Raw genomic sequence first — 13,968 nt, 5'->3', positions numbered from 1 at the left:
CGCGGGCGCTGAGCTGCCCGTTGTGTGGCCCGGACCGTGCACCAGCTGCCGGCACCAGGTAGTACGAGGCCCGGATACAGCCGGCTGGGGGCGCGTGTGCTGGGTGTCCGTCGGCAGAATCACCGCCGTGGTCGGCTTCCCGACCGAGAGGCGTGCCAGCCCGAAGCTTGCAGCAGCGCGAGCATGGTCTGGATGTCTGTGTTGGCAGGGATGTTGCTCAGCCTCACCGGACAGCCGAGGGCGGCCGCAGCGGCCACCAGCGGGAGCGCTACGTTCTTGGAGCCGTCGACTGTCACGGTGCCGGTGAGTGGTGTGCCCGGACGACGGCGATCACCTCGGCGGCCACGCCGGGGCGAGAGTGGTCGGCATCAGCAACCCCTCTGTGAAACAAGGGAGGAACACGATCTGCTGGTCAGGGCTGGCGGGCAGTGCAATCTCGGCCCAGCAGCACTTCCCGACTGCCGTCGGCTCGACGGTACCGGTCTGCGACAAGGGGGACGAGAAACAGACCCCGGCCGCTCTCGCTGTACCGATCCGGGAGACCTGGCCGGGCCAGCTCCGGGCAGTCGTCGCAAACTTCGATCCGCAGTGCCTGCTCCCCGAAGCGGACCTGGCGATCGCCGAGGCCGCGGCCCGGCTCGTACCGCGAGGCCCGCCTCCGAGAACACCGCTCCCGAAGCGAGCCCGAGCCCTCCGGGGCCGGAGCACCCCGACACGGAATCCGTGCCGAACGGTGCTGATCCGTTGGGAGACGCTCGGGAGATCAACTCCCCGTCCGCTCACGCAAACGGCCCCGGACGAGGAGTCCGAGGCCGAATAGAGTGCTTCCCTGGGGGAGGAACCCCAGGTCAGCGGCGTAACGCGCTGTGCCCCCGGCAGGATTCGAACCTGCGACACCCGCTTTAGGAGAGCGGTGCTCTATCCCCTGAGCTACGAAGGCGGGGATCTGTCGGAAGCTACAGCTGTCGGTCGACCAAGCATGCGAGTTCGAGCGTGCAGCTTTCCCACAGAGTGGTGGTGGCGCAGCTGAAGAGGGCTGAGCCGCCGCGGACAGTGTAGCGGGTGGGTTGCGGTCCGCACTTGGGGTTGTCGCGGTGGCGGTTTCAGGCTCCCCGTAGCGGACCCGCGGTGGCTCGTGCCTCCGCCGCCCGGTTCGTTTACGACTCACTCACGCACCCCCGAACCGGCCCGACTCCGGTCGGTGGAAACGGGAAGCCCGCTCTTTCAGGGACGGGCGGACCGGTGAGGACAGGCCGGGGAACGGCGTCGGGGGGCGTCCGCTCCTCGGGTGGCCGGCTGGGGTCGGCAGGTGGTGCCGGGGAAGGTGTTGTTCGTCGCCGTCGCCCAGACCGTGGCCAGCGGGAGCCACTGGGCGAGGGTCTGGGCGGCTCCGGTGCCGGAGTTCAGGGAGAACCGGTACCGGGCGTAGCGGTCCGCAGAGGCAGAGGCAGAGGCAGAGGCAGAGGCAGAGGCAGGAGGGGATACCGATGCCGGTGTGGATGCCGGAGCCGGAGCCGGAGCCGGAGCCGCAGCGGAAGCCGGTACCGGAGCCGATGTGGGCGTCGCCGTTGCGGCCGGTGTCTGAGTGGGCGGGGTCGGCACCTGGTGCTGCCTTTCGTCGGGGGTGCCCCACGCCCCCGCCGGGTCGGGCAGGGGCGCTGGGCGGGAAGGGTCAGCCGTGGACCGGGCGTACGGCCGGCCACAGCAGGGCCGCCGAACCCCAGGTCAGGCCGCCGCCGAAGGCGGTGAGGAGTACCCGGTCGCCGGGCGTGAGCCGGCCCCGGTCCGCCGCCCAGGCCAGGGCCAGCGGGATGGACGCGGCGGCCGTGTTGCCGACGTCCTCGATGTTGGCGATCACGCGTTCGGGCGGCAGGCCGAGCCGTTTGGCCACCGACTCCAGGATCCGGAGGTTGGCCTGGTGGCCGACGAACGCGTCGATGTCTTCGGGCTGCCAGCCGACCGCTTCCGCGACCCGGCGGGCCGACTCGACCATCGTCGGGACGGCCCGGGTGTAGACCTCGCGTCCTTCCATCCGCAGGTACCGCTCGCCGGGTGGCACGGTGATCAGTTCGCCGCCGGTACCGTCGCTGCCCAACTCGGTGTGCAGGACCGCGCCTCGCAGGACCGTGCCCTGGCCGTCCGGTTCCCCGTCGCGGTCGTGCAGGACCGCGCCCCGGCCGTCCGGCCTCCCCTCGTCTTCGTGCGGCACCGCGCCCCGGCTGTCCGGCCTCCCGCCGCGTTCGAGCAGCACCGCGCCCGCGCCGTCTCCGAAGATGACGGCGGTGCCGCGGTCCTGGGGGTCGATGATCGCCGAGTAGCGTTCCGCGCCGATAACGAGGGCGCTGTCGCACGTACCGGCGCCGATCATGGCCGCGGCGACGGACAGCCCGTAGACGAAGCCGGAGCAGACGGCCGACAGGTCGAAGGCGGCTGCGCCGGTCAGGCCCATGGCCGAGGCCGCCTGCGGGGCGGTCGCGGGGCAGGCCCGGTCCGGGGTGGTCGTGGCGAGGAGGACCAGGTCGCAGGAGGACCGGCCGGCCGACTTCAGGGCCGCCGCCCCGGCGGCCGCCGCCAGGTCGGCGGTGCCCGTGCCGGCGTCCACGACGTGGCGGCGGGCGATTCCGGTACGGCTGTGGATCCACTCGTGCGAGGTGTCCAGCCGCTGTGCCAGGTCGTCGTTGGTGACCGTCCGGCCGGGCAGGCAGGTGCCCAGGCCGGTCAGTACGGCGGGGATCCGGCTGTCGCTCATGTGCCCATCACCAGTACGCAGTTGGAACCGCCGAAACCGAAGGAGTGGCTGACCGCGACCGCCGGGTTCTGGTGCCGTTCCTTGCCCACCACCAGGTCCAGGTCCGCGAGTTCCGGGTCCACCGCCGGGGTGTGCGCGGTCGGCGGCACGATGCCCGTGGTCAGGGTCCTCAGGGTCAGTACGGCCTCGATGGCTCCCGCCGCGCCCAGGCTGTGCCCGAGCAGTCCCTTGTTGGCCGTGACGCTCGGCCGGTGCGGGAAGAGGCGGTTGATCAGCATCCCCTCGCTACGGTCGTTGTACGGGGTCGAGGTGCCGTGCGCGTTGACGTGGTCCACGTCCGACGGGGTGAGCCCGGCGTCCGCCAGCGCGGTCCGTACCGCCGCCTCAGCGCCGGCGGCGTCGGGGTGCGGGGCGACCGGGTGGTGCGCGTCGGTGGTGAAGGCGTACCCGAGGACGCGGCCCCGGGAGGTCGCGCCGCGCTCCCGTGCGGCGTCCTCGCGCTCCAGTACGAGGGCGGCGGCGCCCTCGGAGAGCACGAAGCCGGAGCGGTCCGCGGCGAACGGGCGCGAGGCGTCGTCCGCCGCGCTGTCGGTGAGCGCGCCCATCGTGGCGAAGCCCGCGGCGATCACGGGCACCACGCCGGCGTCCGTACCGACGGCGATCACGAGGTCGCAGGTGCCGGCGCGGATCAGGTCGCGGCCCACACCGACGGCCACCGCGCCGGAGGCGCAGGCCGCGACGACGGTGTGGCCGGGGCCGGTGACATGGTGGCGGATGGCGATCATCCCGGCGGCCATGTTGATGAGCGAACGGGGATGGAGGTACGGCGAGACGGCGTCGGGGCCGCGTTCGGCCAGGCGGCTGTGTGCCGTGCTCAGGGTGGCCGCGCCGCCGAGCCCGCAGCCTACGACGATGCCGACCCGGCTGCCTTCCCAGGCGGCGGAGTCGAGACCGGCCTCGGCGATGGCCTGGTCGGCCGCGACGAGCGCGAACCGGATGAAGGGGTCCAGGTTCGCGGTGCCGCGGCCGGGCAGCAGCTCGGTGCCGAACGGTGCCACGGTGCGGCACCGGAGGTCCCGGGAGACCCCCGGGGTGGGGGCGAGCCCGGCGCGGGACTCGCCGCGCCGGATCGCGGTCCAGGTCGAGTCCGTGTCGGTGCCGACCGGCGTGATCATGCCGGTACCGGTCACGACGACGGCCGGTGCGCTCATGCGGACGTCTCGCCGTCCAGCGTCGTGGTCACCAGCTGTGCGAGAGCGGGGATGGTCAGCTCACCGAGGCTGGTCTCCTCGTTGCCGAGGTCGGCGCCCGTCTCCTCCTTGATACGGATGACCAGCTCCGCGATGGCGAGGGAGTCCAGGTCGAGGGCGGCGAGGGTGGACTCGTCGGTCAGACCGTCGGCGTCGGCCTCCAGGTCCTCGACGACGATCCGGGTCAGGGTGGCGTGTAGGGATGCGGTCATGGTGTTCCTCCGTCAGGTGGATCGGTGGGCGAAAGGGGCGGATGGGGCGGGATGGGGCCCCACCGACCCCGGGGTGGGCGGGACGGGCCCGGCCGGCTTGGGTCGATCCGCCGGGTGTCTGTCGGGCCGCTGGGGTCGGCTTGGGTCGTATCCGCCGGGTGTCCGTCGGGCCGCTGGGGCGGGCCTGGGTCGTACGCGCCGGGTGTCCGTCGGGCGGCTGGCGCCGGGCCGGGGCGGGCCCGCCGGGCGTCTGTCGGGCCGCTGGCAGCGGGCCGGGTCGTACCCGCCGGGTGTCCTCAGACAGTCGGCGCCGGCTCGGGTCGGACCCTCGGGCGTCCGTCGGGCGGCCGGCGCCAGCCCGGGCTGGGCCCGCCGGGTGTCCGTCGGGCCGCGGCCGGCCCGAGTCGGATCGGGTGTTCGTCAGGCCGCCGGTGCCAGGCCGGGGGAGTGCTGGCGCGTGGTGATCGCGTTGTGGCTGCGGCCCTCGCCGAGGTCGTCGAGGACCGGCCGCAGGTCGGCCAGTGCAAAGGAGCGGCGCAGCCAGCGGTCCGCGCCGTCGTAGCGCGGGGTGAAGTCCGTGCGCCCATGCACCGTGCGGCGGTTGTCGAGGATGATCAGTTCGCCGGGTTCCAGCACGATGCCGCGCAGGCAGCCGAGTACGGCGTCTTCCAGCGCGGCGAGCGCCGCCCGCGCCGCGGGAGTCGTGCCGACCGTGCCGTGGAAGTCCACCCGCAGGTCCGGGTTGGCCTCCGCACCGGAGAGCACCGGTACCGGCGGGGCCAGCACCTCCTCGTCGGTGTCGTGGACGAAGGACGTGCTGAACTTCGTACGGAACTCCGGCCGGCGCAGCGCGGCGACCGTCTCCCCGTCCAGGTACGGCAGCACGTCGCCGATGCCGCCGGTCACGGTGGCGGCGAGCCCGTCCCGGTCGCCGCGCAGGCAGATCAGGCTCAGGAAGTGCGGGGCGGCGGGGTGGAAGCCGTCCTCCGTGTGGAGTTCCAGCAGGATGGAGCCGCTGTTCTCCTGACGGTTCTCGGCGCCGCGCTTGGGGCTGACGTCCTGGACCAGGTTGCCGTTCTTCTCGTCGCTGTACGAGATCGCGCGGCCCAGGACCGACATCACCATCAGCTGGCTGAGAGTCGCCACTGGTACGGCGGTCCAGTCCGGCTCGTCCTCGGGCCGGTCGGGGGTGGCCGGCAGGGTGCCCAGCGGGAGTCCGCGCAGCAGGAGGGTGCCGCTCGTGTTGCCCTCGTCGCGGAAGGAGATGAGCGCGCGGCGCACCTCGCTCGGCAGCGCTGCCGCCGCGAGTTCCACGGTGTGGAGGAGGTCCGTACTGTGCAGCGAGTATTCCGCGTACTGCGCGGCTATCTTCAGTGCGGCGGCTTCGATGATCTCGGACTCGGTCTCGCTCAGCACGATTCCGGTCGTGCGCGCGTCGGCGTACGCGAATTCTTTTCTCATGTGGGGGCTTCCTTTCTGCGGTTCGTGCCGCGCGCTCTGGAGCCGCCGTCGAACGGCGGTCGGTGGGTCGGGCGGTCGAGCGGCGAGGAACGGGGCATGGTCATGCGGCCGGTGCGGGACGGGTCATGGTCATGCGGTCGGTGTCGGACGGGCCATGGTCATGCGGCCGGTGTGGAACGGCGGCCGAGCCGGTACACGGGGGCGGGGCTGAATCCGCGCCAGGCCTGCTCGCGCGGGAGGTGGTTCAGGAAGCGGGCCCTCTCCCAGTGGCGGGTGACCCGGTCCAGGACCCGGCGCCCGGGCGTCAGGGCGATGTGGTGGACGTCGACGGCGACCGTGCGCGGCACGTCCTCGCCCGCCACCAGCTGGTTGACCATGTGGACCGCGAGCGAGCCGAACTGGGTCGCCGCCTCGGTGAGTTGCGGCACGCTGTAGTCGGGGCGGCCAAGGCCTCGGCGGAGCTCGCGGTACATCTCGCCCGGGATGTGCGACCGGGGCGCGATGCGGAAGATCACTTCCCAGGTGCTGAGCACGTCGACGTCCTCGGCCAGCAGCTGGCCGTCGAAGATCCGCCGGACCAGCCGGTAGTCGAAGCACTGGGCCGCCAGCATGCCCGCCATGTCCCAGCCGGTGACCAGCGGCTTGCGCTGGCGGCACGCCTCCTGGTGCAGGGCGATCTTCGCGCGCAGCCCGGACGGGGTGGTCACGTCGACCCCGTCCACGACGACCTCGGCCCGCCGGACCAGTTCCCGGACGTTGTCCCGCGTGATGCCCACCGGCACCACCTCGGCCCGGACGTGCGGGTTGATGGCGCGCAGGGCGTCGGCGCCCACCTCGGCCTTGTTGCGGCCCAGGTCGTCGACGGTGGCGTGCTGGCGGTTGAGGTTGTTCAGCTCGTAGGTGCCGACGTCCGCGAGGACGAAGTCCCGGTATCCCATGCGGCCCAGCGGCTGCACGGTGGCACCGCCGATGGAGCCGCAGCCCGCGATGAGCAGGGGGGTGTGCCGGATCTGCTCCTGGAGCGCCGCGGGGATCAGGCCGCGGTTGCGCTGGGTGAGGGAGGCGTAGTAGAGCTCCTCGTCCAGCTCGCGGGCTTCCGCGGGCGTGCCGACGTCCGGAGGGCTGACGTCGGACGTGTCTACGTTGGGCGGGCTGACGTCGGGCAGGCCGACGTCGGGCGGGCCGCTCCGGTCCGTGCTCCGGCTCATGCCCTGGCCTCCTTGAACGCGGTCAGCCGGGCCGCGACCGACCCGGTCTCCCCGGACGCGAGGATCGCGTCGAGGTGGGTCAGGGTGGGGCGCAGCGCGTTGTCGTCGGTGAGGACGAAGGGGTACGACCGCTGCTGCTGGTCCCACATCGGTGCGAACAGGTCGGCGGGGTCCGGCTCGCGTGCGGGCACGTCGAGGGTCCGGGCGCGGAAACCGAGCAGGGACAGCTGGAGGATGGCCCCGTTCGGCTTGCCGTCGCCGACGATCGCGGCCCCGTCCTCGGCCAGGGCGCGCAGGCAGCCTTCGGCCCAGCCCCGGTAGACCCACCAGGGAACGGACACGGCGGCCTGTGAGCGGTCCATGGCGTAGTCGCGCATGAGCCGCTTGCCCTCCCACACCCGGTTCGCCGGGGTGGTCGTGCCGAGCTCGTCGGCGAGCCGCAGGCCGTAGTCGCGTTCGACGACGAACGGCAGGTGGGCGTCGTCCCCGAGCAGGGTGTGTTCGGGGCTGCGGGTGTGGGCCAGCGTGCCGTAGCCGCGCAGCCGCCCGGTCTCCTCCTCGACGACCAGGGTGTGCTGGTCGTGGAGGGCGTGGGCGTCGTAGGGCTCGGCGGTGATGTCCGCCGCGGCGGCGAGCTCTTCGTTGAGCCAGCCGCGCTTGAGGTACTGGGCCAGCCGGAAGCGGTAGACGTCGTGGAGGTAGGCGGCGGGCAGCTGCGCTCCGCGCACGGTGAAGGTCAGCAGACCCTCGGGACTGGCGGAGCGGAACAGCGGCTCGCCGTCCACGTGGCTGTCCAGGTCGGGCAGCCTGATCCCGGCGGTGTCCCGCAGCACGCGCTCCCGGTAGGCGCTGGTGGCGGCGGGGGTTTTGGCGGGGGCGGGGGCGTTGGTGGGGGCGGCGGCGGTCACCGGACCTCCGGGACGCCGAACAGCTCGCCGGTGATGACCAGCGCGAGCGCCTCCGGGCTGCCTTCGTAGATCCGGGGGCCGTAGGCGTCGCGCAGGACCCGGTCCATTCCGTCCTCCCGCTGGAAGGCGGCGGCGCCGATGAGGCTCATGGCGGCGTCGGCGTTGTCGATGGCGGCGCGGTCGGCGACCATCTTGGCGACGGCGGGCTCGTAGGCCGGGGTCGGGATGACGGTGTCGGCCTTCAGCACGGCGTCCAGGTACAGGGCGCGCGCGGCGGACACCCGGGCGGACATGTCGGCGAGCTTGCGGGCGGACATCTGGTGCTCGAAGAGCAGCCGGCCGCCCTGCCGGCGGGTGCCGGCCCACGCGACCGCGCGGTCCAGGGCGTGCCGTGCGATACCGGTGGCGACGGCCGCGCAGGTGACGCGGGTGAGGTTGCCGATGGCGACGTTGAGGTCCCAGCCGCCGCGCTCGTCACCGATGACGTTCTCCTCGGGCACCCGGGCGTTGTCGAGGATCAGCTCGCCGGCGGGGGCGGTGCGGTAGCCCACCTTGTCGTGGATCTCGCCGCGGGTGACGCCGTCCTGCTCCAGCTCGGTGACGAAGCAGGTCAGGCCGGTCGAGCCGGGGGCGTCGGCCAGGTTGGCCATGACCGTGGCGTAGGTGGCGACCGGGGCATTGGTGATGTAGCGCTTGGTGCCGGTGAGCAGGTATTCGCCACCGGAGCGGCGGGCGACCGTCATGTCCTGCGCGTAGGGCGCCTGCTGCGGCAGCACCAGGTCGGTTCCGTTGCGCTCCTCGGCGACCGCGTTGCAGGCGAGGACCGGCTCCGGGCCGAGGAAGGCGGGGAGGTACTTCTCCTGGAGGCGCGGGTTCTCGCAGATCAGCAGCGGGGTCTGGAACAGGCCGGTGGCCCCGAAGATCAGCGCCATGCCCGGGTCGGCGGCGGCCAGTTCCTCCAGGGTCAGCGCGAGGGCGAGCTGGCTCAGGCCGAGTCCGCCGAAGTCGCGGGGGATGGCCATTCGCAGCAGGCCGAGCGTGTGGCCCTTGCGGACGGTGTCCCAGTCGACCTGGCCCTTCTCGATCCCGTCGCGCTCGGCGGCACCGGGGGCGACCTCCTCGCGGGCGAAGGCGACGACGTCGTTCAGGAAGCCGGACTCGAAGGAGTCGAGCAGCGGGTGGGCGGCCGGGTTGTGCGTGTACGTCATGGTGGGTCCTTGTCTGGGCGTTCAGCGCTGGAGGGCGAAGGTCGTCAGGGCCTGCCCGACGGCGAACGTCTGCATGACCGGGCCGTGGGAGGAGACACGGCGGCTGGTGACGGTGCGCAGGAAGGTGCGGCGGCCCGCGGTGAGGTCGGCGAGGTCCGCGTGGCTGATGCGGAACACGTGGGTGGGTTCGGCGTCGGTCAGGGCGCCCTGGGGGTCCAGCGTGAGCTCGGTATCGGGCTCGGAGATCACGAAGCGGACGGTGGCACCCGCGGCCTGCCAGGCGGGGGCGGCCTTCGCGGCGGCGGACAGCGTGTTCGAGAGCTCTTCGGGTGAAATGGCCATGCGAATTCCTTCGCGTTTGAGGGTGGGGTCGCGTAATGAATACCGGTCGCAGGGCAGGCGGTGAATTGCGTGCGAACTCTTGGTGAATTACCGACGGGAACAGGGTGCGGGCGGAATCGGGAGCCGATCTGAATACGGTCCGGACAGCTCCTGCCGGGGTTTTTATTTCTCGGCACCGGGCAACCGGTCGGTAATTAAGCTACCGATATTCGAGCGGCCCTGTCCATGAATTCAACTGCCCCTCCACGGGAGTGGAACGCGCGCTCCAGCGGGCGGTAATCGGCCGTCCATTGGGGGACGATACGGGCTGGTCGGAGCCGGGTGGACAGGCGACCGAAGCCGGTTCGAGGGGCCGACCGGAGCGGAGTGGACGGGCGACCGAAGCCGGTTCGAGGGGCCGAGTGGATGGGCTGGCCGGAACTGGGTGGAGGGCCGGTCTGCGGGTCCGCCGGGCCGGCCCGTAGGTCCGCCGGCTGTCGTGCGCACGGTTCGGTGGGTGGGCCTGTGGGGTGCGCGGGCTGTCGTGCGCACGGTCCGCTGGGTCGGCCTGTGGGTCCGCCGGGCCGGCCCGTGGGGTCCGCCGACTGTTGCGCGCAGGGCCCGCCCGGCATGCCCGTAGGGTCCGTCGGCTGTCGCGCGCACGGCCCGGACAACGCGAAGTGGGCTTGCAGTCGGGGGAGGCTGCAAGCCCACGTTCAGGGGGGACCAAGTGGTTTCGCGGGGCGGACCCGGACGCCTGGCCCGGCCGTTCGGCGATGCCGTCGCCCGGCCTCAAGGGCCCGCCGACGGTCGGTTCGCGGGCGGACCCGGACGCCTGGCCCGGTCGTCGGCGGCGCTGCCCGTAGCCCGGTCTCACGGGCCCGGCGAGTGCCCCCGGCGCTGCCCGTAGCCCGGTCTCACGGGCCTGCCGAGTGCCCCCGGCGCTGCCCGTAGCCCGGTCTCACGGGCCTGCCGAGTGCCCCCGGCGGTGCCGTCGCCCCGCCTCACGAGCCCGGCGACGGCCGGGAACCGTCAGGCGTCGGCGCCCTGGGGCGCACGGGCCAGCGACCGCAGCACGAGGGCGATCACGATGGCGATGCCGGAGCACACGGCCAGGGCGAGGAAGCCGTCGCCGACACCCGTGGTGGTCGCGTCCGCGACCGAACCGCCGTCGTCGAGACGGCTGTCGACCGAGGTCGCGAGGATGGTGCCGATGACGGCGATGCCGAGGGCCGCGCCGGTCTCGTTGAAGGTGTTCAGCAGACCGGAGCCGACGCCGGACTCCTCCAGCTTGACGTGCGAGGTGCCGATGCCGAACAACGGGACGAAGCAGGCGGGCAGACCGGCGCCGATGACGGCCAGGGCGACGATGGTCAGCGGAACGCTGTCCGTACCGGTCGCCAGGATGCCGGTGCCGACCAGCTGCAGCGCGGCGCCGACCGCGTACATGCCGCCCAGGCCCAGGGCATTGGCCAGGGCAGGCGCGACCAGCGCGACGACGAGGGCGGCCAGGCCCATGGGGAGCAGTGAGAGCCCGGTGACGAAGGCGCTCATCTCGTGGACCCGCTGGAAGTACATGCTGGCCAGGAACGAGCTGCTGATCATCACGCTGGCCACCAGGAGCAGGCCGATGCTGGACAGCCAGTAGGTGGGCTTGCGCAGCAGGTGCAGCGGAAGCAGCGGGTCGGCCTGGCCGATCTCCATGAAGGTCACCGCGGCGAGCAGGACCACGGCGGCACCGATGCTGATCCAGGCGTTCCGGTCGCCGAATCCCTCGTGCAGCCGGATCAGGCCGAAGGACAGGGCGGCGAGTCCGGCGGTGGACACGACCGCCGACGGCAGCCGCAGCTTGCGGCCGCTGCTGGTGCGCAGGGCGGGCATGCTGCGCAGGGCGCCGATGAAGGCGGCGATGCTGACCGGGATGTTGATCAGGAAGGCCCAGCGCCAGCTGATCGCCGTGACGATCAGACCGCCGAGGACCACACCGATGGTGGCGCCGATCACACCGAGGCCGCTCCAGGCGGTCAGCGCGATCTTGCGCTGCTCCTCGTCCTGGTAGACCGCCAGGATGATGGACAGCGCCGCCGCGGAGAGCAGCGCGGCCCCGGCGCCCTGGATGGCGCGGCCCGCGACGAGCAGCTCCTGGTTGCCCGCGACGCCGCAGAGCACGGAGGCGACGGCGAAGACGGAGAGGCCGGTGAGGAAGGTGCGCCGACGGCCGAAGACGTCGGAGACGCGGCCACCGAAGAGCAGCAGGCTGCCGAGCATCAGGACGTACGCGCTGATGGTCCACTGCAGGGCGGTCTGATCGGCGGGCAGCTGGGTCCCGATCGAGGGGAGGGCCACGTTCACGACCGTCGAATCCAGCATGACCATCAGCTGGGCGACGCCGACCACGACCAGGGTGGTCCAGGGGGCCTTGCCGGGGGCCTGCGCGGGCGCTTGTTCCGCGTCCCGCTCGGCGGGCTGGGGTGCCAGCGTCTGCTCGGTCACCACGTCTCCTTCGTCTGAACGAATGCGTCTACGTAACTATGCATGTGAATGAATCAACTCAGGCGGCACACTACATGCATGTGTATGCATCGACAAGCGGCGGCGGCGAACCTACGATGAGGGGCGTGACAGAAACAGCTCTGACCGATCGATGGGTGGCCGTGACCCGCGCTTGTGCGCAGATCAACCAGGCCGCTGAGCGCGTGCTGGCCGAGAACCACGGCCTGTGCGCCAGCGCCTTCGAGATCATGGATGTGATGGCGCACACGGATGGCTGGATCCGTGCGGGTGACCTCAGCGCTCGCGTGTCCCGCAGCCAGCCGCAGGTCTCACGGCTGCTCGCGCAGATGGTCGGCGCCGGCTATGTCGAGCGCAGGCCGTGCTCCAACGATCGCCGGGGCTTCGATGTTCAGCTCACCCCGTCCGGCCGGCAACTCTTCTCGCAGTCCGCCACCACCATGGAGGCGGTGCTGCGGGAAATGGCCGAAAACAGCGCAGGCGTAAGGGACGTCATGGGGCTGGCCGCTACTCACCAGTAGAACTACCTGCTGGTGCCATTGACCTGTCTGATAGCGTCCCAGGTAATTCACGGTTTCTTTGACTGCCCATGCATTCCTTGCAGGCAAGCAAAGGTGGCTGACCAGGGGGGCGGCCGCGCAATCGCGATAGCGGGCTCCGCGCGCCTGCGTGCCGGGCCGTCCCCCCTGATGGCAGTCGGATACGGGGGGAAACATGCTCAACCAGACGGTGCCGCGAATAAGTACCCACGGCCTGGCGATCCGCCGACCACGTACGGCGCCGCAGTCCGGCTCAGGGATCGCGGGGCCCACACGCGCCAGTTCCGGTCCGCTCGGTGAGGTCCGGCCGGCGACCCCCGCCCACCCGGGCGTGTCCTTCCGGCTCCTCGGGCCACTGGAGATCGTCACCGCGACCGGACCGCTCCCGCTGCGGGGCATGAACCAGCGCGCCATCCTCGCCTTCCTCCTGCTCCACGCCAACCAGGTGGTCGCCACCAGCGACCTCATGCAGGTCCTCTGGCCCGACGGGGACGCTCCGGCAACAGCCCGCAAGGTGCTCCAGAACACCATCTCGGCGCTGCGCGGCGTGCTGGCACGCGGGGGCATACCCGCCCCTGTCGCCTCCCTGGTCAGCCAGGCCCCGGGCTACATGCTGCGGATGGCGCCCGAAACCCTGGACCTGGCCCGGTTCCGGATCCTCGCCGATCAGGGACGCAACGCGCTGGCCGCCGGACAGCCCGAGAGCGCCGCCCGCTTCCTGCGCGCCGCGCTGGGCCTGTGGCGGGGCCGGGCCGGGCAGGAACTCGCCGAATCCGGTATCGACTGGCCCCAGCTGGCGGTGGTGGACAGCGCCCGGACCGCCGCCCTGGAAGACTATTGCGACGCTGAACTCCGCAACGGACGGCACCGCGAGGTGATCGACTGCCTGGAGGCCGCGTCGGCCGCCGAGCCCTCCCGGGAACGGTCCTGCCACCTCCTCATGCTCGCCCTCTACCGGGCCGGCCACCAGGCGGAGGCCTTGCGGGCGTACGAACGGCTCCAGCAGCAGCTGAGCGACGACTTCGGGGTCCAACCCAGCCGCGAGGTACGGGACCTGCACCAGGCGATCATCAACCAGGACCCCGCCCTGCTCCCCTCCGAGGGGCCTGACATCCGCGACATCGACTTCAGTTCCCAGTCCGACGCCGAACTGGATCTGCTGTTCGCGCTGCTGGCCCTGGTGCAGCGCCGGCGGCGCCCGCACGTCGTGACGCTCGCCGGAGGCACGGGCGGAGACCAGGGCCGGCTCCTCTCCGAACTCACGCGCAGGCTCCGCCAGGACGGCCAGGTCACCGTCTGGCACGTCCGCACCGGGCCGGACGGCGCCGCACTCGGCGACGAGCTGCGCGCCGCCCTGCGCCGCGCCACCCCGCACGGCCCGCTGGTCGTGGTCGCCGAGAACCTGCACGACGTCAGGGGCGCGGTCCCGGACTGCGTCGGCGAGGTGCTCCGCGCGGCGGGCCGCACCCCGCTGCTCGTGGTGCTGACCGCCCGCGCCGAACCCGAAAGCCTCTGGCCCGGCTGGAACGCCGCCGTGCCCTGGTCGACCACCGTCCTGGTCTGACACCCGCCGCGTCACACGTACTCTGACACCCGCCGCG

The 13,968-nt window shown here is 72.2% G+C and carries 12 protein-coding genes and 1 tRNA gene; 2 read left to right on the top strand and 11 right to left on the bottom strand.

What is annotated here, in order from left to right:
- Window positions 1-119 precede the first annotated feature (119 nt).
- The 11 genes from ACWD26_RS20795 to ACWD26_RS20745 all read right to left on the bottom strand — a co-directional run bounded on the left by ACWD26_RS20795 (window position 120) and on the right by ACWD26_RS20745 (window position 11,810).
- Window positions 120-296: a hypothetical protein gene (locus ACWD26_RS20795; protein WP_451272068.1), complete on the bottom strand. Its 177-nt coding sequence runs from the start codon at window positions 294-296 to the stop codon at window positions 120-122.
- 571 nt (window positions 297-867) lie between these two features.
- Window positions 868-940, bottom strand: a tRNA-Arg gene (locus ACWD26_RS20790).
- A gap of 732 nt (window positions 941-1,672) precedes the next feature.
- The gene (locus ACWD26_RS20785) at window positions 1,673-2,749 is read right to left on the bottom strand and encodes a beta-ketoacyl-ACP synthase III (protein ID WP_451272066.1); all 1,077 of its coding nucleotides are present in this window, start codon (window positions 2,747-2,749) and stop codon (window positions 1,673-1,675) included.
- Window positions 2,746-3,960, bottom strand: coding sequence for a beta-ketoacyl-[acyl-carrier-protein] synthase family protein (locus ACWD26_RS20780; protein WP_451272064.1), 1,215 nt, complete (start codon window positions 3,958-3,960; stop codon window positions 2,746-2,748). Before ACWD26_RS20780 ends, ACWD26_RS20785 begins: the two co-directional genes overlap by 4 nt.
- Window positions 3,957-4,211 carry a phosphopantetheine-binding protein gene (locus ACWD26_RS20775; RefSeq protein ID WP_451272062.1) on the bottom strand — a complete coding sequence of 85 codons (255 nt, stop codon included), beginning with the start codon at window positions 4,209-4,211 and terminating at the stop codon, window positions 3,957-3,959. Before ACWD26_RS20775 ends, ACWD26_RS20780 begins: the two co-directional genes overlap by 4 nt.
- Before the next feature lie 420 nt (window positions 4,212-4,631).
- Window positions 4,632-5,672 (bottom strand): TauD/TfdA family dioxygenase, encoded by a 1,041-nt coding sequence (locus ACWD26_RS20770; RefSeq protein WP_451272060.1) that lies wholly within the window; start codon window positions 5,670-5,672, stop codon window positions 4,632-4,634.
- 158 nt (window positions 5,673-5,830) lie between these two features.
- On the bottom strand, window positions 5,831-6,880 hold the full coding sequence (locus ACWD26_RS20765; RefSeq protein WP_451272058.1) for a ThiF family adenylyltransferase: 1,050 nt from the start codon (window positions 6,878-6,880) through the stop codon (window positions 5,831-5,833).
- Window positions 6,877-7,788: a hypothetical protein gene (locus tag ACWD26_RS20760; RefSeq protein WP_451272056.1), complete on the bottom strand. Its 912-nt coding sequence runs from the start codon at window positions 7,786-7,788 to the stop codon at window positions 6,877-6,879. Before ACWD26_RS20760 ends, ACWD26_RS20765 begins: the two co-directional genes overlap by 4 nt.
- Window positions 7,785-8,996: an acyl-CoA dehydrogenase family protein gene (locus ACWD26_RS20755; RefSeq protein ID WP_451272054.1), complete on the bottom strand. Its 1,212-nt coding sequence runs from the start codon at window positions 8,994-8,996 to the stop codon at window positions 7,785-7,787. Before ACWD26_RS20755 ends, ACWD26_RS20760 begins: the two co-directional genes overlap by 4 nt.
- A gap of 21 nt (window positions 8,997-9,017) precedes the next feature.
- Entirely contained in the window at window positions 9,018-9,338 is a 321-nt protein-coding gene (locus tag ACWD26_RS20750) for a hypothetical protein (protein WP_451272052.1), read from the bottom strand.
- Between the two features lie 1,011 nt (window positions 9,339-10,349).
- Window positions 10,350-11,810 carry an MFS transporter gene (locus ACWD26_RS20745; protein WP_451272050.1) on the bottom strand — a complete coding sequence of 487 codons (1,461 nt, stop codon included), beginning with the start codon at window positions 11,808-11,810 and terminating at the stop codon, window positions 10,350-10,352.
- A 125-nt stretch (window positions 11,811-11,935) separates the two neighbouring features.
- On the opposite strand from ACWD26_RS20745, the gene ACWD26_RS20740 reads away from it, so the two are divergent.
- On the top strand, window positions 11,936-12,349 hold the full coding sequence (locus tag ACWD26_RS20740) for a MarR family winged helix-turn-helix transcriptional regulator (RefSeq protein WP_451272048.1): 414 nt from the start codon (window positions 11,936-11,938) through the stop codon (window positions 12,347-12,349).
- 193 nt (window positions 12,350-12,542) lie between these two features.
- On the top strand, window positions 12,543-13,931 hold the full coding sequence (locus tag ACWD26_RS20735) for an AfsR/SARP family transcriptional regulator (RefSeq protein ID WP_451272046.1): 1,389 nt from the start codon (window positions 12,543-12,545) through the stop codon (window positions 13,929-13,931).
- The last annotated feature ends 37 nt before the right edge of the window (window positions 13,932-13,968 follow it).

Source organism: Streptomyces sp. NPDC002787, assembly GCF_053592095.1.
Note: the sequence above shows the minus strand (reverse complement) of the source record. Positions and strands in the feature narration are given on the sequence as shown.